The organism is Micromonospora ureilytica, assembly GCF_015751765.1.
Lineage (GTDB): Bacteria > Actinomycetota > Actinomycetes > Mycobacteriales > Micromonosporaceae > Micromonospora > Micromonospora ureilytica.
On sequence record NZ_JADOTX010000001.1, the window covers coordinates 3,693,809 to 3,716,176 of the forward strand.

General features: G+C 69.8%; 20 protein-coding genes. 11 read left to right on the forward strand and 9 right to left on the reverse strand.

Annotation, left to right across the window (positions count from 1 at the left end; all coding sequences use genetic code 11):
* Window positions 1–97 precede the first annotated feature (97 nt).
* Window positions 98–2,140 carry a glycerophosphodiester phosphodiesterase family protein gene (locus tag IW248_RS33125; protein ID WP_307788002.1) on the forward strand — a complete coding sequence of 681 codons (2,043 nt, stop codon included), beginning with the start codon at window positions 98–100 and terminating at the stop codon, window positions 2,138–2,140.
* A 178-nt stretch (window positions 2,141–2,318) separates the two neighbouring features.
* Window positions 2,319–2,693, forward strand: coding sequence for a hypothetical protein (locus IW248_RS16575; RefSeq protein ID WP_124816025.1), 375 nt, complete (start codon window positions 2,319–2,321; stop codon window positions 2,691–2,693).
* 68 nt (window positions 2,694–2,761) lie between these two features.
* On the opposite strand, the gene IW248_RS16580 is transcribed toward IW248_RS16575, so the two are convergent.
* The 3 genes from IW248_RS16580 to IW248_RS16590 all read right to left on the reverse strand — a co-directional run bounded on the left by IW248_RS16580 (window position 2,762) and on the right by IW248_RS16590 (window position 5,250).
* The gene (locus IW248_RS16580; protein ID WP_196927729.1) at window positions 2,762–3,709 is read right to left on the reverse strand and encodes a sporulation protein; all 948 of its coding nucleotides are present in this window, start codon (window positions 3,707–3,709) and stop codon (window positions 2,762–2,764) included.
* Between the two features lie 468 nt (window positions 3,710–4,177).
* Window positions 4,178–4,390, reverse strand: a complete 213-nt coding sequence (locus tag IW248_RS16585) for a DUF397 domain-containing protein (RefSeq protein ID WP_196927730.1) — start codon at window positions 4,388–4,390, stop codon at window positions 4,178–4,180.
* Window positions 4,387–5,250 (reverse strand): helix-turn-helix domain-containing protein, encoded by an 864-nt coding sequence (locus IW248_RS16590; protein ID WP_196927731.1) that lies wholly within the window; start codon window positions 5,248–5,250, stop codon window positions 4,387–4,389. Before IW248_RS16590 ends, IW248_RS16585 begins: the two co-directional genes overlap by 4 nt.
* A gap of 327 nt (window positions 5,251–5,577) precedes the next feature.
* Here IW248_RS16590 and IW248_RS16595 point away from each other — a divergent pair, with 327 nt between their 5' ends.
* Both IW248_RS16595 and IW248_RS16600 read left to right on the forward strand, forming a co-directional pair.
* The gene (locus IW248_RS16595; RefSeq protein ID WP_196927732.1) at window positions 5,578–5,826 is read left to right on the forward strand and encodes a DivIVA domain-containing protein; all 249 of its coding nucleotides are present in this window, start codon (window positions 5,578–5,580) and stop codon (window positions 5,824–5,826) included.
* A gap of 56 nt (window positions 5,827–5,882) precedes the next feature.
* A complete protein-coding gene (locus tag IW248_RS16600; RefSeq protein ID WP_196930233.1) occupies window positions 5,883–6,158 on the forward strand; it encodes a hypothetical protein in 276 nt (91 codons plus the stop codon).
* A 143-nt stretch (window positions 6,159–6,301) separates the two neighbouring features.
* On the opposite strand, the gene IW248_RS16605 is transcribed toward IW248_RS16600, so the two are convergent.
* Window positions 6,302–7,078 carry a DeoR/GlpR family DNA-binding transcription regulator gene (locus tag IW248_RS16605; RefSeq protein WP_196927733.1) on the reverse strand — a complete coding sequence of 259 codons (777 nt, stop codon included), beginning with the start codon at window positions 7,076–7,078 and terminating at the stop codon, window positions 6,302–6,304.
* A 37-nt stretch (window positions 7,079–7,115) separates the two neighbouring features.
* A complete protein-coding gene (locus tag IW248_RS16610; RefSeq protein ID WP_196927734.1) occupies window positions 7,116–9,107 on the reverse strand; it encodes a beta-galactosidase in 1,992 nt (663 codons plus the stop codon).
* 283 nt (window positions 9,108–9,390) lie between these two features.
* Here IW248_RS16610 and IW248_RS16615 point away from each other — a divergent pair, with 283 nt between their 5' ends.
* The 5 genes from IW248_RS16615 to IW248_RS16635 all read left to right on the forward strand — a co-directional run bounded on the left by IW248_RS16615 (window position 9,391) and on the right by IW248_RS16635 (window position 15,483).
* Window positions 9,391–10,719, forward strand: coding sequence for an ABC transporter substrate-binding protein (locus tag IW248_RS16615; RefSeq protein ID WP_196927735.1), 1,329 nt, complete (start codon window positions 9,391–9,393; stop codon window positions 10,717–10,719).
* A 21-nt stretch (window positions 10,720–10,740) separates the two neighbouring features.
* Window positions 10,741–11,697: a carbohydrate ABC transporter permease gene (locus tag IW248_RS16620; protein ID WP_196927736.1), complete on the forward strand. Its 957-nt coding sequence runs from the start codon at window positions 10,741–10,743 to the stop codon at window positions 11,695–11,697.
* The gene (locus tag IW248_RS16625) at window positions 11,694–12,575 is read left to right on the forward strand and encodes a carbohydrate ABC transporter permease (RefSeq protein ID WP_196927737.1); all 882 of its coding nucleotides are present in this window, start codon (window positions 11,694–11,696) and stop codon (window positions 12,573–12,575) included. Before IW248_RS16620 ends, IW248_RS16625 begins: the two co-directional genes overlap by 4 nt.
* Window positions 12,572–14,707: an alpha-galactosidase gene (locus IW248_RS16630; protein WP_196927738.1), complete on the forward strand. Its 2,136-nt coding sequence runs from the start codon at window positions 12,572–12,574 to the stop codon at window positions 14,705–14,707. Before IW248_RS16625 ends, IW248_RS16630 begins: the two co-directional genes overlap by 4 nt.
* Window positions 14,708–15,162: 455 nt before the next feature.
* The gene (locus IW248_RS16635) at window positions 15,163–15,483 is read left to right on the forward strand and encodes a DMT family transporter (protein ID WP_112620797.1); all 321 of its coding nucleotides are present in this window, start codon (window positions 15,163–15,165) and stop codon (window positions 15,481–15,483) included.
* A 55-nt stretch (window positions 15,484–15,538) separates the two neighbouring features.
* Here the strand turns inward: IW248_RS16635 and IW248_RS16640 are convergent, their stop codons facing one another.
* Window positions 15,539–16,903 carry a cellulase family glycosylhydrolase gene (locus IW248_RS16640; RefSeq protein WP_196927739.1) on the reverse strand — a complete coding sequence of 455 codons (1,365 nt, stop codon included), beginning with the start codon at window positions 16,901–16,903 and terminating at the stop codon, window positions 15,539–15,541.
* A 374-nt stretch (window positions 16,904–17,277) separates the two neighbouring features.
* Here IW248_RS16640 and IW248_RS16645 point away from each other — a divergent pair, with 374 nt between their 5' ends.
* Window positions 17,278–18,240, forward strand: coding sequence for a TIGR03557 family F420-dependent LLM class oxidoreductase (locus IW248_RS16645; RefSeq protein ID WP_196927740.1), 963 nt, complete (start codon window positions 17,278–17,280; stop codon window positions 18,238–18,240).
* Window positions 18,237–19,112: an alpha/beta fold hydrolase gene (locus IW248_RS16650; protein ID WP_196927741.1), complete on the forward strand. Its 876-nt coding sequence runs from the start codon at window positions 18,237–18,239 to the stop codon at window positions 19,110–19,112. Before IW248_RS16645 ends, IW248_RS16650 begins: the two co-directional genes overlap by 4 nt.
* Window positions 19,113–19,249: 137 nt before the next feature.
* Here IW248_RS16650 and IW248_RS16655 read toward each other — a convergent pair whose 3' ends face one another.
* The 3 genes from IW248_RS16655 to IW248_RS16665 form a co-directional block, all read right to left on the reverse strand.
* A complete protein-coding gene (locus tag IW248_RS16655) occupies window positions 19,250–19,987 on the reverse strand; it encodes a hypothetical protein (RefSeq protein WP_196927742.1) in 738 nt (245 codons plus the stop codon).
* Window positions 19,988–20,053: 66 nt separating this feature from the next.
* The gene (locus IW248_RS16660; protein ID WP_196927743.1) at window positions 20,054–20,863 is read right to left on the reverse strand and encodes an endonuclease/exonuclease/phosphatase family protein; all 810 of its coding nucleotides are present in this window, start codon (window positions 20,861–20,863) and stop codon (window positions 20,054–20,056) included.
* Between the two features lie 11 nt (window positions 20,864–20,874).
* A complete protein-coding gene (locus IW248_RS16665) occupies window positions 20,875–22,365 on the reverse strand; it encodes a phosphatase PAP2 family protein (RefSeq protein WP_196927744.1) in 1,491 nt (496 codons plus the stop codon).
* Between the last annotated feature and the right edge of the window lie 3 nt (window positions 22,366–22,368).

Here is a 22,368-nt window from a genome sequence, read left to right on the forward strand (position 1 = left end):
CCGGCACGCCGCCCGCTGGCCGCCTGCCCGCAGCCCGAGATGTCCATGCTGTCCGGCGACCGGTGGGAAATGCCCGCCGGCAGGAGGGGATGACAGCGTGCGCACAGTACGCCGTACCGCCGTCGCGGCCCTGGTGGCCGCGACGGTGACGACCGGGCTCGCGGTGCCCGCCCAGGCGAAGCCGCGACCGGACCGGACATTCGACGTGCAGGCCCACCGGGGCGGCCTCGGGCTGCGGGTGGAGAACACCCTCGCCTCCTTCGGCAACGCCCTCCAGCTCGGGGTGACCACTCTCGAACTGGACGTGCAGATCACCGAGGACGGCCAGGCCGTCGTCACGCACGATCGGAAGGTGACCGGCACCAAGTGCGTCGACACCACAGCGGTGACGCCCGGTGACCCGGAGTTCCCGTACGTCGGGAAGTACATCAACACGCTCAGTCTGGCCCAGGTGCGCTCGCTCGACTGCGGTTCCAAGACGTTGTCGGACAAGCCCGGCCAGCTCGCCGTCCCGGGTGCCCGGATGCCGCTGCTGCGTGAGGTCTTCGCGCTTGTCAACCGCTACCGGGCGAAGGACGTGAAGCTCAACGTCGAGACGAAGGTCGAGGCCGGCGCGCCGACCGAGACCGCCCCTCGCGAGCAGTTCGTCCGGGTCACCGCGGGCGAGATCCGCGCCGCCGGGCTGCTCAAGCAGGTCACCATCCAGAGCTTCGACTGGGGCGCGTTGATGCGCATGCGTCAGGTCGAGCCGAAGCTGCCGCTGGTCGCCCTGACCAACTACGACTTCCTGCAGACCGGCCAGCCGGGTAAGTCGCCGTGGCTGGGCGGGCTGGACATCGACGACTTCGGTGGCGACCCGATCAAGGCGATCCGCAGCTTCGGCGCCAGCGCCTTCTCGCCGGTGCACGGGATGCCGCAGAACGGCACGGTCATCGACCCCGGCTACAAGCCGTACGTCACGAAGGAGATGGTCGCCCAGGCGCACCGCTACGGGATCAAGGTGATCCCGTGGACTGTCGACGACGTGCCGACCATGGCCAAGCTGATCGACGACGGTGTGGACGGCATGATCACCGACTATCCGGACCGGTTGCGCGGCCTGCTGGCGCAGCGCGGTTACCGGCTGCCGAAGGCGTACTCCGCGCCGTTCGACATCCAGGCGCACCGGGGCGGTCGGGCCACCCGGCCGGAGAACACGTTGCCGGCGTTCGCGAACGCGCTGTCCAACCGGGCCATCTCCACCCTCGAGCTGGACACCAACGTGACGGCCGACGGCAAGCTCGTGGTGCTGCACGACCGCACCGTCAACGGGTCGCACTGCGTCGACACCGCCCCGGTGCGCCCGGGAGACCGGAAGTTCCCGTACGTGGGCAAGTCGGTGCACGAGCTGACCCTGGCGCAGCTCAAGACCGTCGACTGCGGCACGAAGACGCTGCCCGAGCTGCCCGCCCAGGTGCCCGCGCCTGGTGCCCGGATCCCGACCCTGGACGAGGTCTTCGCCCTGGTGAAGGCGAGTGGCCGCACCGACATCGGGATGAACATCGAGACGAAGATCAGCCCGGTGGTGAACGACACCGAGCCGTACCGCAGCTTCACCCGCAAGCTCGTCGACGCGATCCAGCGGGCCGGCTTCACCAGCCGGGCCACCATCCAGTCGTTCGACTGGCGCACCATCACGTACGCCCGGCAGCTCGACCGGCGGATCGGCACGGTCGGCCTGGTCTGGCAGTACGGTCCGGCCGAGTGCACGACCCTCGCCGACGAGTGCTCGCTGGAGGCGGTCTACGGCAACCCGTCGGTGAAGAGCCCGTGGACCGGTGGGCTGGACTGGTGGAAGTACCAGGACCTCGGCAAGCTGACCCGGGCCGCGGGCGCCGGCACGGTGTCCGCCAACTGGCAGGTGCACGACCCGAAGCAGGGCACTGTCGCCTCGACCGACTGGTACCTGCGGGAGAACCCGGCATACTTCCACGGACCGGACGTTCGGACCCTGCAGACGCGGTACGACCTGAAGGTGATCCCGTACACCGTCGATGACGCGGCGGTGATGCAGCGGGTCATCGACCTCGGTGTCGACGGCATCATCACCGACGACCCGGATCTTCTGGTGAGCGTGGCAAGGCGCAACGGGCTGCGCTGACCCGTCGACCACCCGATCGCCGGCCGGATTTTTCCGGCCGGCGATCGGCGTTACCTGCTCGGGGGCCTCGGGTAGTCGGGGGGTGTCCCCGCCGTGAAAGCGAACCGTGCCGTGGCCGACACGCGGTAGCGGGGCGAGGGAATGCAGGTACGACTCATCGCATCCTGAGGAGGACCAGATGAGCACGCAGGCTGCTTCCACCCGGCCGATGAACCGGCCCATGAACGACCCGCAGAATCCCGCGTCGATGCGGGACATGCAGACTCAGCAGATGCCGTCCATGCGGGACGGACATCGAGACCCGATGCCGTCGCCGGGTACGGAGACCAAGCAGGCGTTCCTGACGACGGAATTCTGGGTCTACGCCGCCGCGGTCGCGCTCGTGGTGATCGCCGCGTTCTGGAAGGGCACCACGGCCAACGGGTTGAACATCAACAACCCGAACCAGGCGTGGCTGTTCCTGACCATCCTGACCGGTGGTTACCTGGTCAGCCGTGGTCTGTCGAAGGCTGGCTCCGCGCGCCGGTCCGGCAGGGAACGCAACAAGCACTGACGCGTCACGCGTAGGACAGTGGCCTCCGGGAGGACTCCCGGAGGCCACTGTCGTCGTTTGGGGACCGGCTACTCTTCGCCGCCGAAGTCGCCGAAGTCGCCCTCGAACGCGTCCTCGATCATCTCGCCGGCGACCATGCCGCCCGCGACGCCGAGCGCCGCCCCGGCCACCATGCCGCCCATGCCGTGCCCGCGGCTGTGTCCGTGCCCGTGGCTCGCGCCGTACTGCGAGCGCAGGCTGCCGTAGCGGGTCGTGGTCTCGCGCAGCCAGCCGTCGACGACCTGCGCCCAGTCCACCCGGTCAACGTCGGTGTGCGACACCTGGAAGCGACCGAAGGCGTCGTGCCCGGCGCTGAGGAACCCGCCGCGCTTGTCGCACTCCAGGATGACCTCCACACCACGCTGGCTGGTCACGAAGGTCAGCTCGACCTCCCGGATCGTGCTCGCGTACTGCGGGGAGGCAAAGAACTCGATCTCCTGGTAGAACGGCAGCGTCTGCTGCACGCCCCGGATGTGACCACGCTCCAGGTCGGCGTGCTTGAACCGGAAGCCGAGTCGCTGGAACGCTTCCAGGATCCGCTCGTGCACCGGCAGCGGGTGCACCGCCACCTGGTCCAGGTCGCTCTTGTCGACCGCGCGGGCGATCGCCAACTCGGTGCGCAGACCCATCGTCATGCCGTGCAGGCGCTGGCCGTACACGTCGGTGATCGGGGTCTCCCACGGCACCGGCAGCTCGAACGGGATCGAGAGCTGCTGCTTCGGGGCGAGCTGGAGCGGACCGCTGACCACCATGCGGTGGAACTCCATCGTGCCCGCGTACTCGGTGTCGTGTCCCTCGACCTCGACCCGGGTGACCAGGCCGATCACCACCTGCTCGATGGCTGCCTCAGCGTCGCCGCCGACGAGGTTGACCTGCCCGTCGAGGGTCAGGCCGGGGCGGGTGTTGGGGTTGGTCAGCACGGTGTCCACGCTGGGACCGCCCACGCCGAACGCGCTCAACATCTTCTTGAAGACCATCGATACTCCTGTGCGACGCCGACCGCTCCAGGCTGGAGTCGGACGTTGACTCGAACGGCACCCTATCCAGCACCCCTGTGAGGTGGCTGTGAAGCGCCGAGCGACCGGCGCGTGTCGCTGGCGGCGCTTGATCCACTTGGCCGGCCGATGCCGCCGCCCGTTCACCGTCAGCGGGGGGCGGATGTGAGTCGGTGAGCCTTTGGAGCTGATGTCGCAAACGAATCAGGCGTTCGGCCTTCGCCATGCAGCGCCTTACGCTGTGCAGCACACCGGACCGGCGACTGGTCAGATCGTCGACGGCGGCGCGGGCGTCGAGCGCGGCCAAGGCCGAGCTTCCGCGCTGCCGCCTGCCGCCTGCCGCCTGCCGAAAGGTGGCACCAGCGGAGGTGATCGACTCGCACTCAGGGAAGTCGGGGTGTCCTGGTCGCGGTGACACCCCGACTTTCAGCAACTCGAGTCGATCACGGATCAGGGCGCGAAATCGCCGCCCTTCACCCCGTTGACGAAGGCCATCCAGCCGCCCGCCGGGTAGACGAGGGTCGCCGCCGCGCGATCCTTGCTGTCGCGCACCGCCACTCGGCCGGAACCATCCAGGACCGGCCCCGCCTCGACACAGCTACCACCGTTGCTGTCGCTCTTGGTGCTGATGTGCCAGGCGACATCGGGCATGCTCTCGCTCATGACGGTTCCTCCGCGATGCTCGTGATCAACTTCGTTGACTCGCTCTCGCTGAGCGCAGAGTCCAGCAGACGACCATAGGCACGAACAAAGCGCTCAGCCTTCGGCGACTCCAGGTAGAGGCGCCCTCCCAAAGACTCCACGTAGGCCACCGCAGGATACGGCTCTGGCAGACGAAATATCCAGAACGTGCCGTCGAGCCCCTGATGCAGGGCCGCGCCGAACGGCATGACTCTGATTGCCACGTTGCTCATTCGCTGCGCCTGCACCAAGTGGTGTAGTTGTCGCCCCCGCACCTCCGGCCCACCGACCATTCGACGCAGCGCAGCTTCGTCGATCACCGCAGAAATCATGAGTGGGCGGCGTCGCCTCAGGACCTCCTGACGGGTCATCCGAAGCTCGACCCAGCGCTTGATCGTGCCCTCGGTAACTCCCGGTTCTGCCGCGTTACGAATCACGGCCTCGGCGTACTCCCGGGTCTGAAGCAACCCCGGAACCAGGGTGAGGTGGAAGCAGCAGACCTGCTCCGCGCGACCTTCCAGCCAGGGATATTCGATGAAGGAGGCGTCCACGACGTCGCCGTAGTCCTCGTCCCACCGGTCGGTGCGCCACACCTCCTCGGCAAGCGCCAGGAGGCGGGCCCGCTCGGCAGCGTGGTGAAATCCGTAGAGATCCAGCAGCGAGATCACATCACCCTTGCGAATCGGCCAGTCCGCGCGTTCGTACCGACCAAGCGCGGACATGTCTCGTTGCAGATGCTCTGCGACCAACTTCAACGTCATCCCCCGCTCCTCCCGCAGGGTCCGCAATTGCTGACCCAGCCATTGCGCGCGCAGGGTCCGGATGAACGGCTTGTGCGGCATGGTCCACCTCTCAATATGTTGGCGACGTCCGCGTAGGAACCATTGCTCCAGCTCAGAGTCACTGGAAACGTGGCCTTCGGGTGAGGTGATCGCCGGCCCCCGGGGACGCCCGGTGCAAACACGGCAACCGCGGCTGTGCCAACAGCCGAGAAGGTGACGAGAGACGGCCTCGCGAGTGGCAGGCCCATACCGGCTCTCGTCGGGTCTCAACTAGAGCGTCGGGATGTGCGAATCCCGGCTCCGAACCGACTTGGACGAATACCTACCACGAAAATGGGCGCCCTCGCGACCCTGACTCACCCATCGAGCGACGACGAGAGGTGACCGATGCCCAGAGGCACGCTCTACGACGGCGGCGGGCTGCATCCGCGGCACGTCCGCGACCGGCAGTTCGCCACCGTCGGCTTCGGCCGACGGGGCCTGAACCCCGCAGAGGTACGACGCTTTCTGCACCGCGTCGCGCTCGACCTGACCGCGCTGCACCACGACCTGGCCCAGCTCAGTGAGGAGAACGCCCGGATGAAGCGGGCGCTGCGTGTCCGGCAGAGTGCCTGGTCCGAGAGGCGTCGGCCGTGATCCCGCCGTACGAGCCGCTCGGCGGGATCTTCGTGCCGCTACCTCGGGCCGCCGTGCTGGCGTTCACCGAGTCGACCGAACCGCCGCCCCGACACGTTATCCATCTGCCGGTGGCGGTGCCCGACCTGGCCGGGGCGTTGGATCTGGCACGTACTCTCGCCCAGTCGCTGACCTCGACGCCACAGGTCGACGTCGCCGGCATCACGGTGTCGGCCGAGGACGCGCAGCACGTACGACATTGGGTTTTCTGCGACCGGATCATGCCCGATCGCCGCCGCTGCGCGAGGAAGGCCGACCACGTCGGCACCTGTCTCCCCACCGACAGCCCCTAGTGGGGGCCAGCCCAACGCCCTCCGCGATCTTGCACATTCTGTCGCGACTTACAGGACATTCCACGCGTCACGACGACACAAAGTGCAAGATCGGCGCGGGGCAGAGCGCGGGGCAGAGCGCGGGGCAGAGCGCGGGGCAGAGCTCAGTCAGGTTCCACGATGACCAGCTCGCCGACCTGTTCGGCGATCGTGGTGCGGGCCTCGGGCGGCAGCCCGACGTCGGTTATCAGCACGTCGGCGGCCTCCAGCGGGGCGATGGTGGCGATGCCTATCGTCTCCCACTTGGTGTGGTCGGCGAGCACCACGAGCCGGCGGGCCGCGCCGATGAGGCAGCGGTTGACCCCGGCCTCCAGCAGGTTGGGTGTGGTGAAGCCGGTCCGTGGGCTGAGGCCGTGCACACCGAGGAACAGCAGGTCGACGTTGAGCGCGCTGATCGCCGCCTCGGCCACCGGCCCGGTCAACGCGTCCGACGGGGTGCGGATGCCGCCGGTCAACACGACGGTCTGGTCGGCGCGCGGGTTCTGGTAGAGCGCGTCGGCCACCGGGATCGAGTTGGTCACCACTGTCAGCCCACGTACGTCGGAGAGGAGCGTGGCCAGCGCGGCGGTGGTGGTGCCGGCGGAGAGCGCGATGGCCATCCCCGGCTCCACCATCGTCGCCGCCCGCTCGGCGATGGCTCGCTTCTCCGCCTGCTGGCGGATCGACTTCGCCGCGAAGCCGGGTTCCTCGGCCGAGCCGGGCCCGGCGAGGGTCGCGCCGCCGTGCACCTTGTCGACCAGGCCGCGCTCGGCCAATACCTCCAGGTCGCGTCGGATCGTCATGTCGGACACGCCGAACCGGCTGACCAGGTGACTCACCCGCACCCCGCCACGTTGGCGGATCAGATCGAGGATGGCGGTCTGCCGCTGCTGGGCGAGCATGTGGGGAACCTCCTTCGCGCCGTGACTGTCGTGCGGATCAGGTCCGATCCTCACGGACGACTGCCACCTCACCGGCCGGCACCGTCAGCTCACCGGCACACCGCGCCCCGGTCAACAACTCGACGCCGGCTGCCGGAAGTCGCACCTCCGCCTCGGTGTGGTTGATGATGAAGAGCCAGGTCCGCTCGCCGTCGCGCCGGCGTACCACCTCCACACCGGACGGCGCCGGCGCCGGCGGACGGACGCCGGCCTCGTCGACGAGCCGGGCGACCAGCCGGTCGGTGGCCGGCTCGTCCAGCCGGGTGCCTACGTACCAGGCGGCGCCGTCGCCGACCCGGTGCCGGGTCAGCGCCGGCACACCCGGCAAGGGCCCATCGGTGTACGACGCCAGCACCTCGGCGCCGTCGGGGTGCAGCCACTCGGTCCACACGTCGGCGGTGCCGCCGTCGTCGAGGTGGACCTGCTCGCCCTCGCGCAGCGGGAAGAACTCCTCGGTCCGGACGCCGAGCAACTCCCGGAACGCGCCCGGGTAGCCGCCCAGCCGGATGTGGTCGTTGGCGTCGACGATGCCGCTGAAGTAGGTGACGGCCACCGTGCCGCCGGACTCGACGTACCTGTGCAGCGCGTCGACGTCGGCGTCCCGGACCAGGTAGAGGGTCGGCACCAGCACCAGCCGGTAGCCGCTGAGGTCGGTCGACGGGTGAACGATGTCGGCGGTGACGCCGGCCCGCCAGAGCGAGCCGTACAGGGCGTTCAGCCGGTCGGCGTAGGTGACGTCGACGCTGGGGTGCGAATCCAACTCGACGCCCCACCACGCCTCCCAGTCGAACAGGATCGCCACGTCGGCGTCCACCCGACTTCCGCGTACCTCCGCGAGGGCCTTGAGGTCCGCGCCGAGCTGGCAGATCTCGCGGAACACCTTGGTGTCCGGTCCAGCGTGCGGCACCAGCGCGGAGTGGAACTTCTCCGCACCGGCCCGGGAGGCACGCCACTGGAAGAAGAGCACCCCGTCGGCGCCGCGGGCGACGTGCGCGAGGCTGTTGCGGCGTAGTTGACCGGGCAGCTTGGCCACGTTGCGCGGCTGCCATTGGACGGCGCTCGTGGAGTGCTCCATCAGCAGCCACGGATCGCCGCCGGCGACGCCCCGGGTGTGGTCGGCCGCGAGCGACAGACCGAGGTGCGCCTGCGGGTCGGCGACGGTCAGGTAGTGGTCGTTAGAGACCAGGTCCACGTCGGACGCCCAGGAGTGGTAGTCCATGTGCTTGACGCCCATGCCGATCATGAAGTTGGTGGTGATCGGCTGCCGGACGAGTGTTCTCAGGACCTCGCGTTCGGCGCGCAGTTGGGCGCGCAGCTCGTCGGAGGAGAAGCGCTGGAAGTCCAACTGCTGCGTGGGGTTGGCGAAGGCCGTCACCGTGCGGGGTGGGTTGATCTCGGCCCAGTCGCCGTAGCGCTGACTCCAGAACGCGGTACCCCAGGCGTCGTTGAGCCGGTCCAGGTCGCCGTAGCGCTCGCGCAGCCAGCCGCGGAACGCCTCGGCGCTGACGTCGCAGTAGCAATGCGCGTTGTGGCAGCCCAGTTCGTTGGAGACGTGCCACATCACCACGGCCGGGTGTTCGGCGTACCGGCCGGCGACCGCCCGCACCAACTCCAGTGATCGTTCGCGGAAGATGGGCGAGCTGGGGCAGTACGCCTGCCGGCCGCCCGGCCAGAGGATCGTGCCGTCGTCGCGACGGGGCAACGTCTCCGGGTGCGCCCTGGCCAGCCATGGTGGCGGGCTGGCCGTGGCGGTGGCCAGGTCGACCTGGATCCCGCCGTCGTGCAGGAGGTCGAGCACCCGGTCCAGCCAACCGAACTCGAATCGGCCCGGGGTGGGCTCCAGCAGGGCCCAGGAGAAGATGCCGACCGAGACCAGGTTGACCCCGGCTCGGCGCATCAGCTCGACGTCCTCGGACCAGGTTTCCTCGGGCCACTGCTCGGGGTTGTAGTCGCCGCCGAAATAGATGCTGTCACCCTGCCATCGCCACATGACAGCTGAGCGTGCACCCGCTGGTCCACTGAAGTCAACAGGTTCCAACATCGACGTTCTTTGCAACGCATTCCAGGTAACGGCCGTGTCACGACTGGGTTACCAGAGGCGAACTGCCCCCTTGACAGCGCCCGACCGCGGAGTAACTTGAGGCCCCACTGGCCGTTCGTGTTCGTCAATGTGGGTTCTCGGTGGATCTCAGAGTGTGATCACGGCGCCGGACCTGCCTTCACCACCCCGATGGCCCTTGGGCGTAGCTCCTTCTCATTCGCAGGAGGCACAGATGTCCCGTCCCCAATCCCAAGCCGAGTACCTGGCTCGGCTCGTACCGCCCTCAGTCGCCGGCATCAACCGACGGTCGTTGCTGGCCGGCGCGGCCGGCACGGGCGCGCTGCTCGGCACCGGACTCCTCGCCGGCTGCGGCGACGACTCCAGCTCCGGCGGGTCCAGCAAGGACGTGTCGCTCGGCTCGAACCAGTCCGACCCGAAGCCGAAGGACGTCCTCGTCAAGGTCACCGACGGGTTCAAGACGTCGTCCGGCGTGCAGGTCGCTATCAATACGGTCGACCACAACACGTTCCAGGAGAACATCAACAATTACCTACAGGGCAAGCCGGACGACGTGTTCACCTGGTTCGCCGGCTACCGGATGCGCTTCTTCGCGCAAAAGGGCCTCGCGAGTGACATCAGCGACGTGTGGGGCAAGCTCTCCGGCTACTCCGACGCCTTCAAGAAGGCATCCACCGGCGACGACGGCAAACAGTACTTCGTACCGGCGTCCTACTACCCGTGGGCGGTCTTCTACCGCAAGTCGGTGTGGCAGCAGCACGGCTACCAGGTGCCCACGACCCTGGACCAGTTCACCGCGCTCGGCGCGCAGATGAAGAGGGACGGCCTCACCCCCATCGCCTTCGCCGACAAGGACGGTTGGCCGGCGATGGGCACCTTCGACATCCTCAACCTGCGGATAAACGGCTACCAGTTCCACATCGACCTGATGGCCGGCAAGGAGGCCTGGACCTCCGACAAGGTCAAGAAGGTCTTCGACACCTGGGCCGGCCTGCTCCCCCTGCACCAGCCGGACAGCCTCGGCCGCACCTGGCAGGAGGCCGCGCAGTCGTTGCAGCAGAAGAAGAGCGGCATGTACCTGCTCGGCCTCTTCGTCGGTCAGCAGTTCAGCAACGAGGAGCAGAGCGACCTCGACTTCTTCACCTTCCCCGAGATCGACCCGGCCATCGGCGCCAAGGCGCTGGACGCTCCGATCGACGGCTACATGATGGCCCGCAAGCCCAAGAACGAGGACAACGCGCGCAAGCTGATGGAGTACTTCGGCGGCAAGGACGCCGGAGACATCACGGTCAAGAGCGACCCCACCACCCTCGTCGCCAACGGCAGCGCCGACGTCAGCGGCTACACCGCCCTGCAGAAGAAGGCCGCCGAACTGGTCGGCTCGGCCACCGAGATCGCCCAGTTCCTCGACCGGGACACCCGGCCGGACTTCGCCTCGACGGTGATCATTCCGGCGCTCCAGCAGTTCATCAAGAACCCCAAGGACATCGGCGGGCTGACCTCGTCCATCGAGAACCAGAAAAAGTCGATCTTCACTGACTGACGGCGGAAGGGGGAGGACATCGTGTCCGACCTGCCCCTGATCCAAGCGGATCGCGCCGTGCCGCCGCCGGCCTCGACCACCTCAACGGGTGGCCGTCGCCGGCGGCTACGGCTCCTGTCCCGCACCGACCGCGTGGTCATCACGCTGATGGTGCTCGTCCCGCTGCTGCTCGTCACCGGACTCGTCTGGTTGCCGGCGGCGGCCACCGTGCTGCTCTCCGGCACCAACTGGGACGGCATCGGCCCCCTCGATGAGATCGAGTTCGTCGGCGCACGCAACTACAGCGACGTGGTGAACATCTACCCGCCGTTCGTGCCGGCGGTCCAGCACAACCTGCTCTGGCTGGCGGCGCTGTTCGTGGTCGCCACCCCGTTCGGCATGTTCCTGGCCGTGCTGTTGGACAAGGAGCTGCGCGGCAGCCGCTTCTACCAGACCGCGCTCTACCTGCCGGTGGTGCTCTCGCTGGCGCTCATCGGCTTCGTCTGGCAGCTGCTCTACTCCCGTGACCAGGGGCTGATCAACGCCGTCTTCGGCAGCAGCATCGACTGGTACGGCGACTCCAGCGTCAACATCTGGGCGGTGATGGTCGCCTCCGGGTGGCGGCACGTCGGGTACATCATGCTGCTCTACCTGGCCGGTCTGAAGGGCGTCGATCCATCGTTGCGCGAGGCGGCGGCGGTCGACGGCGCCTCGGAGAGCCGAGCGTTCTTCCGGGTCGTGTTCCCGGTCATGCGGCCCATCAACATCATCGTGCTGGTGGTGACCGTGATCGAGTCGCTGCGCGCGTTCGACCTGGTCTGGGTGGTCAACAAGGGCCGCAACGGGCTGGAGCTGATCTCCGCGCTGGTCACCCAGAACGTGGTGGGTGAGGCGAGCCGGATCGGCTTCGGCTCGGCACTGGCAACGATCATGCTGGTCGTCTCGCTGGTCTTCATCACCATCTACCTGGCGACCGTGATGAGGGAGAACCGGGAATGAGCGTGGACACTCCGGTTCGTCGGCGCAAGCTGACCCCGTTACGGATACTGCTGCACGGCTTCCTCATCGTCGTCTCGCTGGCCTGGCTCTTCCCGATCGCCTGGGCGGTGCTGACCTCACTGCGGTCGTACGACTACACCGCCGCGAACGGCTACGTGTCCTTCGGCGGCTGGACCCTCGACAACTACGTCACCGCCTGGCGGACGGCGGAGTTCGGGCAGCACTTCCTCAACTCGGTGTACATCACCGTGCCGGCGGTGCTGCTCACCCTCTTCCTCGCCTCCTGCGTGGCGTTCGTCATCGCCCGGTTCAGTTGGAAGCTCAACCTCGTCCTGCTGGGGATCTTCACCGCCGCCAACCTGCTGCCCCAGCAGGCGCTGCTCATCCCGCTGTTCCGGCTGTTCACCGAGGTGCCGCTGCCGGAGTTCATGAGCGACTCGGAGTTGCTCTACGACAGCTACTGGGGTCTGATCCTGATCAACGTGGCCTTCCAGTGCGGCTTCTGCGTCTTCGTGCTCAGCAACTACATGAAGGCGCTACCCCGTGACCTCTACGAGGCGGCGATGGTCGACGGGGCGAGCATCTGGCGGCAGTACTGGCAGGTCACCATGCCGCTGTGCCGACCGGCCCTGGCCGCGCTGGCGACGCTGGAGGTTACCTGGATCTACAACGAGTTCTTCTGGGCGACCGTCCTCATGCGCACCGGCGACAAGTTTCCGGTGACCAGCTCACTCAACAACCTGCGCGGCGAGTTCTTCACCGACAACAACCTCGTCTCGGCGGGCAGCGTGCTCGTCGCGATCCCCACCCTGGTGATCTTCTTTATGCTCCAGCGGCACTTCGTTCGGGGCCTGACCTTGGGAGCCTCGAAGGGATGACGATCCTGCACCTGCGCCGCGCGCGGACCAGCCTGGTGCTCGACGCGCGCGGCCCGGGGCTGCCCCGGGTCGTGCACTGGGGCGGCGACGTCGGCGACCTCGACGACGACGGCCTGCGCCAGCTCGCCGACGCGACAGTGCCGCCGGTGGTGCCGAGCAGCTTCGACGAGCCGACAGTGCTGTCAGTGCTGCCGGAGGCGAGCGCCGGCTGGAGCGGCCGACCAGGGTTGGCCGGGCACCGCGACGGGGCCAGCTGGTCCACCGCGTTCCGGCTGGACGGTCTCGATGTCGACCAGCCCGCCGACGGACCGGCGCGGGTGGCCGTGCGGGCGTCGGACCCGGCCGCCGGGCTGACAGTGACCATCGAGATCACGCTCGACCCGTACGGCCTGCTCACCGTTCGGCACCGGCTGCGCAACGACGGCGACGGCGCGTACGAGCTGCGGGAGCTGACGCCGGTGCTGCCGGTGCCGGCGGTCGCCACCGAGCTGCTCGACCTGACCGGCCGCTGGTGTCGGGAGCGGTCCCCGCAGCGGCACCCGTGGCAGCACGGCACCTGGGTCCGTGAAGGCCGGCACGGCCGTACCGGGCATGACGCCACGTTGCTGCTGGTGGCTGGCACCGCCGGCTTCGGTTTCGGCCACGGCGAGGTCTGGGCGGTGCACACCGCGTGGAGCGGCGACCACGTCACGTTCGCCGAGCGTCGGCCCACCGGCGAGTCGACAGTCGGTGGCGGGGAGCTGCTGGCCCCCGGGGAGGTCCGGCTCGGCCCCGGCGAGTCGTACGAGACTCCCCTGCTCTACGCCGTCTGGTCCGACGCCGGGCTGGACGGGCTCAGCGACGTACTTCACTCGCACCTCCGGGCCCGCCCCGGGCACCCGCGCTCCCCCCGCCCGGTCACCCTCAACGTCTGGGAGGCGGTCTACTTCGACCACGACCTGGACCGCCTGCGGGCGCTCGCCGACCGGGCCGCGCAGATCGGCGTGGAGCGGTTCGTGCTCGACGACGGCTGGTTCCGCGGCCGGCGCGACGACACCGCCGGGCTCGGCGACTGGTACGTCGACGAGGGCGTCTGGCCGGGCGGCCTGCAACCGCTGATCGACCACGTGACCGGCCAGGGCCTCCAGTTCGGCCTCTGGGTCGAGCCGGAGATGGTCAACCCCGACTCGGACCTGTTCCGCGCGCACCCCGACTGGGTGCTCGCCGTGCCGGGGCGGCTGCCGCCGGCCTGGCGTCACCAGCAGGTGCTCGACCTGGGCCGCCCCGAGGCGTACGACCATGTGCTGGAACGCCTCGACACGCTGCTCACCGACCACCCCGGCATCCGGTACCTCAAGTGGGACCAGAACCGGGACCTCACCGAAGCCGGTCATCATGGACGTCCCGGGGTGCACGGGCAGACCCTGGCGGTCTACCGGCTCCTCGACGAGTTGCGCGGCCGGCACCCGGGCGTGGAGATCGAGAGCTGCTCGTCCGGCGGGGCCCGGGTGGACCTGGCCATCCTGGCCCGCACCGACCGGGTCTGGGCCAGCGACTGCAACGACGCCCTGGAGCGGCTCAGCATCCAGCGCTGGACGGGGCTGCTGCTGCCACCGGAGCTGATCGGCACCCACATCGGCCCGGAACGCTCGCACACCACCAAGCGCGTACACGACCTGGGTTTCCGGGCGGCGACAGCGCTCTTCGGCCACCACGGCATCGAGTGGGACATCGCGTCGATCAGCGCCGCCGAGCAGACCGAGCTGGCCGCCTGGGTGGCACTGCACAAACGGTTGCGCCCGCTGCTGCACGCCGGCCGGGTGGTCCGGGTCGACCACCCGGACCCGGCCGTCTGGGCACACGGCGTGGTCGATCACGACAACACCCGAGCGGTGTACGCGGTGGCACGGCTGGCCACCTCGGTGCCACAGGTGCCCGGCGCGGTGCGGCTGCCCGGCCTCGACCCGGGCCGGCGGTACCGGGTGCGACAGGTATCGGGCGTACCGGCCCCGGCGACCATCGACCTGGCCGCGCCCACCTGGCTGGCGGGTGGTCTCACCCTCAGCGGGGCGGCGCTGGCCCGGGTGGGTGTGCAACTGCCCGCCCTGCACCCGGAGCAGAGTCTGGTGCTGGAGGTCGACGCCGTCGACTGACAGGATTCTGGAGAACTTCGGCCGCGCCGGTCTGGCCGCTCTCGACGCGTTGACCCACGACCCGCAGATGGCCGGACACCACCGGCTGGCCGCCGCCCGCGCCCGTCGATCTCCCGTAACGACAGGGGTCTCGACTGGTCTTCGCGCGCGGCGCGACCCCGGCGGCTGCTGGCGACGGCGCGGCCCGCAGCGGTGGGCGGGCGGGTGTGCCGGGCTGCCTTTGGAGCTGATGCCGTAAACGATTCATCCACCAGGACGGGTGCTGGAGGCACGGCCGATCCGCTGAGGAAGTCGGATTCGTCGCCACATCTGATTCGTCTGTGACATCAGCTCCAAAGGCGTTCTGTGACAGATGCCGGGGCCACACGGACGTCACCAACGGCAGGGGCGGGGACGCCGCCGGCACTAGCCTGGGCAGCGACGGGTTCATCGACCACGAAGGACCGAGGGGACGCATGGCGTACGTGCTGCTGGGGATCGCCATCCTCGCCGAGGTGGTGGCGACCAGCCTGATCAAGAGCACCGCCGGGTTCAGCCGTCTCTGGCCGACGGTGGCGTGCCTCGGCGGTTACGCGCTGGCCTTCCTCCTGCTGGCCCAGGCCGTCAAGGAGATCCCGGTGGGTGTCGCGTACGCCCTCTGGTCGGGTCTGGGCACCGCGGCCATCGTGGCGATCGGGGCGGTGTTCCTGGGTGAGTCGGTGGGGCTCGCCAAGCTCACCGGCATCGCGCTGATCATCGCCGGGGTGGTCGTCGTGAACCTGGCCGGGGAGCACTGACCAGCACCGGCTCCGGTGGCCGGGTCCGCGTCGGACCCGGTCACCGGTCCGACGGTCAGCTCGCCGTGCAGCTCACCACCGGCGGGCTGTTGGCTCCGGTCCAACTGCCGAGGAACCCGAAGCTGGCACTGGCCCCGGCGGCCAGCCGCCCGTTGTAGTCGGTGTTGCGTGCGGTCACAGTGATTCCGCTGCTGGTGAGAGCCACATTCCAGGACTGGGTGACGCGCTGGCCGTTGGCGAAGGTCCACCCGGCGGTCCAGCCGGTGATCGCCCTCGCGCCGGCGGTCACCCGCACCTCACCCTGGAAGCCGCCCTGCCACTGGTTGGTGACCGTGTACGTCGCCGTGCACCCACCGTTCGGCGGGGGCGTCGTGGTCGGCGGCGGGGTGGTCGGCGGCGGCGTGGTCGGCGGCGGGGTGGTCGGCGGCGGGGTGCCGCCGAAGACGCTGGCCTCGCGGGCGGTCTCCCGGATGCCGTTGACGCCGTTGAAGAGGCGCTGACCCCAGTCGGTCAGGCTCGCCGGGTTGAAGTTGGTGGCCAGGTCGAGATACTCGACGCCGCCGCCGTTGCCGCTCCACGACCAGCCCAGCCAGCCGATCCCGTTGGCCTGGCTGTACGCGAGGATGGCGTCCTCGTCCGGGTTCCCGTCGGAGTGGTTGAAGCCGAACTCACCGACCACGATCGGCAGTCCGGCGGCGCGGAACCGGCCCAGGTAATCGCTGATCTCCACGGCGGTGTCGAACACGCCGTACATGTGGATGGAGAACACGGTGTTGCGCGCCGGGTCGGCGGCGAAGACCGACGCGGCGTTGTCGCGCATGGTGAACGACCAGTCCTGCCCCCAGTTCGGCGCGTCCACCATGATCGTGTGGGTCAACCCGCCGGCACGCAGACGCTTGATCGCATCGGCGTTGTCGGTGGCCCACGAGGCGTAGTTCTGGTTGCCGTACGGCTCGTTGCCGATGTTGACGATGACGTACCTCTCCTGGCCGGAGAGGACGTCGGCGAGGCTGAGCCAGTAGTCGACGGCGCGGGCGAGGGTGATCGCGCCGCTCTGCTCGCCGTACCCGGTGGTGTCGTGCACCTCCAGCACGCAGATCAGCCGATTGGCCTTGCAGAGCGAGATGACGTTGGCGACGTCGGCACCTGTGTTGCGGGTCCACCGGTCGCCGCTGGAGAGCACCACCCGTACGGTGTTCGCGCCGAGCGCCTTGACGTCGGCGAACGAGCTGGTCTGCTGCGGGTACCAGGTGTGCGCGTGGTTGACGCCGCGCATGATGAATTCGGCGCCGTTGGCGTCGTACAACCTGCCGTCGGCGACGGAGAAACCGGCCGCGGCGTGCGCCGGCTGGCCGAACGCCAGCACGGTGACGAGCAACGCGAGCAGTGTCGCGCCGGCGGCGGAGAGTCGAGTCTTCATGGCCTTCCTCAGGGAGGACCCCCGGTGCCCGACAGGGGTGGGGACGTGACAGGGAAGGCGGCTGCAGCCCGGCAGCCGCGCCCGGCTCCCGGCGCACGCATCAGCGTAGGACGATGGAATGGTCCTCGCAACCGGTTCAGTTGGCGACCCCGATGCCCGGACAGCCGCAACGGCCCACGCGAACGCGGGCCGTCACGGGGCGGTCATCCCCACCACAGGATGTGCGCCACACCCAGCTCTTAACCGGTTAAGAGCGACGGTAGGCAGGGGACCGCGATCCGTCAAGCGCCGCAGCAGTCGAACCGGACGAGAGGGTTGACCGTCGTGCACCGGGGTATCTCGGGAACGATCCGTCAGTGAGAGGGGATACCAGGATGGTCAGCGTCGGCTACACCCTGATGAGCGAGCAGGCCGGGCCCAAGCAGCTGGTGGACCATGCGGTACGGGCCGAGGCGGCTGGTTTCGACCAACTGGTGGTGTCCGATCACTACTACCCCTGGCTGGACTCCCAGGGCCATTCCCCGTACGCCTGGTCGGTGCTCGGCGCGGTCGCCCACGCCACCTCCCGCGCGCAGCTGATGTCCTTCGTGACCTGCCCGATCCGCCGCTACCACCCGGCCGTGGTCGCGCAGAAGGCCAGCACGATCGGGGCGCTCTCGGACGGCCGGTTCACCCTCGGCCTGGGCGCCGGGGAGAACCTGAACGAGCACGTGGTCGGCGGTTGGCCGCACGTCCAGCAGCGGCACGAGATGTTCGAGGAAGCGTTACAGATCATCCGGCCGTTGCTCAACGGGGAGACGCTGACCTTCTCCGGCAACCACTTCGACGTGCCCGACGCCTACGTCTGGGACCGCCCGGAACGGCCGGTGCCGATGGCCGTCGCCGCGTCCGGTCGACAGTCCGCGACGCTGGCCGCCGAGTACGGCAACGGCCTCATCTCCACCGAACCCGACCGGCACATCATCGAGATGTACGACGACGCGGGCGGTGCCGGCCAGCCCCGCTACGGCCAGGTGGCCATCTGCTACGGCCCCGACGAGGCGGAGTGCCGCAAGATCGTGCACGACCAGTTCCGCTGGTTCGGGATGGGTTGGAAGGTCAACGCCGACCTGCCCGACCCGGACTCCTTCGCCGCCGCCACCCAGTTCGTCCGCGAGGAGGACGTCGCCGAGGGCATCTCCTGCGGTCCGAACGTGGACGCGCACGTCGAGGCGTTCCGCAAGTTCGTCGACGCCGGCTTCACCCACGTGGCGATCATCCAGGTGGGCGGGGAGAGCCAGCCGATGTTCCTGGACTGGGCGCAGGAGCAACTGCTGCCCCGCCTGCGCCAACTATGAACCGAGGTGCGGCACCTCGGCCGCCCGGGTCGACAGGCCGCAACGCCGTCGGCCGGTTCGGGACGGCCGAGCTGCGGCTCGCCATGGCCGCGCCCCGGACGGCCGGCGGGCTGACCAGCGAGTGGCGGGTCGTCGACGGACTGCGCACCCACACCCGCCGCAGCGCCGACCCGGGGACCGGGGCGCCACCCGTGGTGCTCGTGCACGGCCTGGCGGTCTCGCACCGGTATCTCACCCCGCTGGCCGTCGCGCTCGCCGCCACCCATCAGGTGTACGTGCCGGACCTCCCCGGCTTCGGGCTCACCGAACACCCCCGGGGCGCGTACGACGTCCGCCGGCACGCCGACCACCTGGCCGCCTGGCTGGCCGCGTACCAGTTGCCGCCGGTCTGCCTGCTGGGGCACTCGTTCGGCGCGGAGGTGGCCGCCGCGGTCGCCGCGACCCACCCCGACGCGGTACGCGCGCTGGTGTTGGCCGGGCCGACCAGCGACCCGGCGGCCCGGTCCCGACGGGACCAGTTCGGTCGTTGGCTGGTGGACAGCCTGCGCGAGGCGCCGCTACAGGCCCCGATCCTGGTGCGGGACGTCTGGAACGCCCGGCCCTGGCGGGTCCTCGCCACCCTGTCGCACTCGGTACGCAACGCCATCGAGGCGGACCTCGTCCGGGTCAGCGCGCCGACCGTCGTCGTGACCGGCGACCGCGACCCGGTCGTGCCGCAACGGTGGCGGGACGAGGCGACGCGGCTGGTGCCGCAGGCGGCGCTGGTCGTCGTTCCCGGTGCCGCGCACAACGTGGTCACGACAGCTCCGACGGCCGTCGCGGACGCGATCCGGCACCTGCTCGCCCCTCATCCCGCACTCACGGACAGGTGAATGTCATGCGCTTCGGCAACACGGAGATCCGCCCGCTCGGCGGGGGCCTCGGCTGCCTCCTGATGATCCTCTTCTCGATCGTGGCCTCGGTGGTGCTGACCGTCCTGCTGAATCTGGTGCTCTGAGCCCCGCACCAGTCAACGGCGCAGCCCCAGGGCGTTGAGCACCTCCCGGACGGCCAGCCGGGCCGGGTCGAGCACCGAACGACGGGCCCAGCGGGCCGCGGGCGCGACGGTGGCCCGCCACAGCCAGCGCAAGCCTCGCCCGAGTGGACGCAGCAGCAGTCGGTGGAGCAGTCGCAGCACCCGGCCGGCCGTCCGCCACGCGCCGAGCACCGCGGTGACGACCAGCCGACCGACGGGCGTGAGCACCGTGCCCAACCAGTACAGCGGCCACAGGACCAGGTACTTGGCGAGCCAGACCAGCACGCGCCCCAGGACCACGAGCGCCGGGCGCAGCCCATGACGGGTCAACCAGGCCAGCGCGGGCCAGATCACCGTGCGGACGACCCACACCAGCGGAAGCCACAGCAGGTGCCGGGCGCACCAGATCAGCGGGAGCCAGACCAGCCGGTGCAGAAGCCAGGCCAGCGGGGCCACCAGCCAGCGGCGCAGGAACCGGCCCGCCGGGCGGAGCAGGTACCGGTGCAGCAGCCGGCCGGCAGCCGCGATCAGCTCCCAGAGCAGGCGTACCGGCAGCACCACGACCAGCGCCACACCGCGCGCGACGGCCGCGACCAGCGGAGGCGCGACGGCGGCCGGCTGCGCCGTGCCCGAGGCCGGTGGGTCGGCGGCCGGGCGTGCCCTCGCCGGCGCGGCCCGATGATCGTTGGGCGGACCGGTCAGCGGCGAGCGGAGGGTGCGGCGGTCGGTCACGGTGGCACGGTAATCGGCCCGCGCCACGCCCCCGGTGGTGCCCGCAGCGGGGACCGGCGGGTGGCGTCAGCCGGGAGACAGATCCAGCGTGGCGAGCAGTGGATAGTGGTCGGAGGCCGTGGCCGTCGCACCGCCGCGGATCACCCGACAGTCTTGGGTCCGCTGCGCCACCGCGGTGCTGCCGAGCAGGTAGTCCAGCCGCATCCCGGCGAACTCGGCCCCGCCGAGTCGGGTGGGCACTGTGTGACCGGCGGCCTCCGGTGCGTCGGCGTTGCCCGACGGCCAGAGATCGACGAGACCGGCGGCGAGCAGCCGGGCGATCGCGCGGGTGTCCACGGCGTCGCCGGAGCGACGCAGGTGCCGCCGCCGGTAGAGGGTGGGCATGCCAGCCAGGCGCACGGTGTGGTCGACGGTCGGGTCGAGCGAGTTGAGGTCACCGGTGACCAGCGTCAGCGGCCCCTGGTCGCGGCGCATCGCGGCCACCAGCCAGTCGACCTCCATCCGCCGCCGGCCCCCGGAGTACGGGTACAGGTGGGTGCCCAGCACGGTGAACGGGCCGGCGGACGTGGCCACCACGACACGGGCGGCGGCGTGGTGGAACGGTCGGCGCACCGCCCCCGCGTCGACGACCTGGTACGGCGGCCGGACCAGCACCGCCACCGGCTGCCCGAAGCAGGACCGGGCCAGGTGGGGCGTCATCCCCACCCGGCCCGCCACGGTGGCCATCAGCCCGTCCCGGTCGAAGCCGCGCAACTCCTGCAGGGCCAGCACGTCCGGTGCCTGCTCGTCGACGACCTCGACCACCTGGTCCAGCCGGTCGGGGCCGCCGCGATCCCGACCGCCGGTGCGGATGTTCCAGGTCATCACCCGCAGCACGACGGCGACGCCTAGCCGGCTCGGCCGGCCCGCGCCAGCTCGTCGTCGAGGGTGTCCACGTCCTCCGACTCAACGGCCGGCTGGTTGCCTTCCTTCAGGTCCTCGTTCGGGCGGACCACCAGGTAGAGCAACCCGATCCAGAGCGCGGAGAGCAGGATCGCGCCCATGAAGTCGGTCGGGTGGTGCATCCCCCGGTACATCCGGGACGTGGCCACCCCGACCGGCATGAGCACGGCCAGCGCCACGAAGATCCAGCGCCACCACCTGTCGGTACGCGGGAAGACGATCAGGGTGATCGCCAGCCAGACGCAGATGGTGGCCGCGATGTGCCCGGACGGGAACGACGAGGTGGGCATCTGCCCGTCCAGGTTCTCCACCGGTGGGCGCGGCCGGTCGATCGCGCGGGCCGACGCGAGGAAGAGGGTCAACTCCCCCGCCATCGCCAGCGCCACGAAGAGCACCGGGCGCCAGCGCCGCCACACCGCCAACACCAGCGGGCAGAACACCAGCGAGATCAGCAGGATGGCATGGGTGTCACCGAACTTGCTCCACCACCAGCTGACGTCGGTCAGCACCTCGGTGTGCCGCTCGGCGAACCACTGCGGCACCGTCGTGTCGAGGGTGTCGAAGAAGGTGCCCTTGGCGTGGTAGCTGACGTAGGTGCCGAAGGCGTACAGCGCTCCGAACACGATCACCCAGCCGACCAGCAGCTCGGCCACCGCCGAGCGGGGGTGGGCCAACACGTGTTCCTCAGCCGGGGCGGGGGCGATGTCGTGCCCCGCCTCCGGCTCCAGGCCCTCGGACAGCGGCGGCACCGGCCTCCCCCGCTCCCGCCGCCAGAGTCGGAAGGCGTACGCGGTGACACCCAGCCAGGCGGCCCCGAGCAGCCAGGCGGCCAGCACGTCGGAGACGAAGTGCACGCCCAACGCGATCCGGGTCAGGCCGACCAGTACAACCAGCACACCGACCCCGACGATGGCCGGCTTGCGCCACCGGGGCGCCATCGCCGGCAGGAACACCAGCAGCAGCGCCCCGTACGCGACGAACGAGCCGAGCGCGTGCCCGCTCGGGAAACTGTTGCCTGGCGCGCTGGCGATCGGCACGTCCACGACCGGGCGGAGCCGGCCGACAAGCGTCTTCAGGGACGGGTCGAGGATCAGGCCACCGACCCCCGTGATGATCAGGTAGACGGCGAGTCGGGGCTGCCGCCGGATCAGCAGCCCGACCACGGCGATGGTGACCAGCCAGATGAGAATCGGTCGGCCGCCCAGGTCCGTCACCGCCTGGAGCACGGTGACCAGCGCGTGGTGCGGTGCGACGAGGCCGTTGAACCACTCGGCGAGCCCGTGGTCGACATCCTGCAGCGGGCTCCACTGCACCCGGACGAGCAACAACAGCAGCCCGAAGGCCACCCCGGCGCCGGTGACGGCCACCAGACCGGCAATGCTCCGCTCGGCGAAATGACCGATCGGACGGCGAGCCACCTCTTTGACCGCGGTCACCCC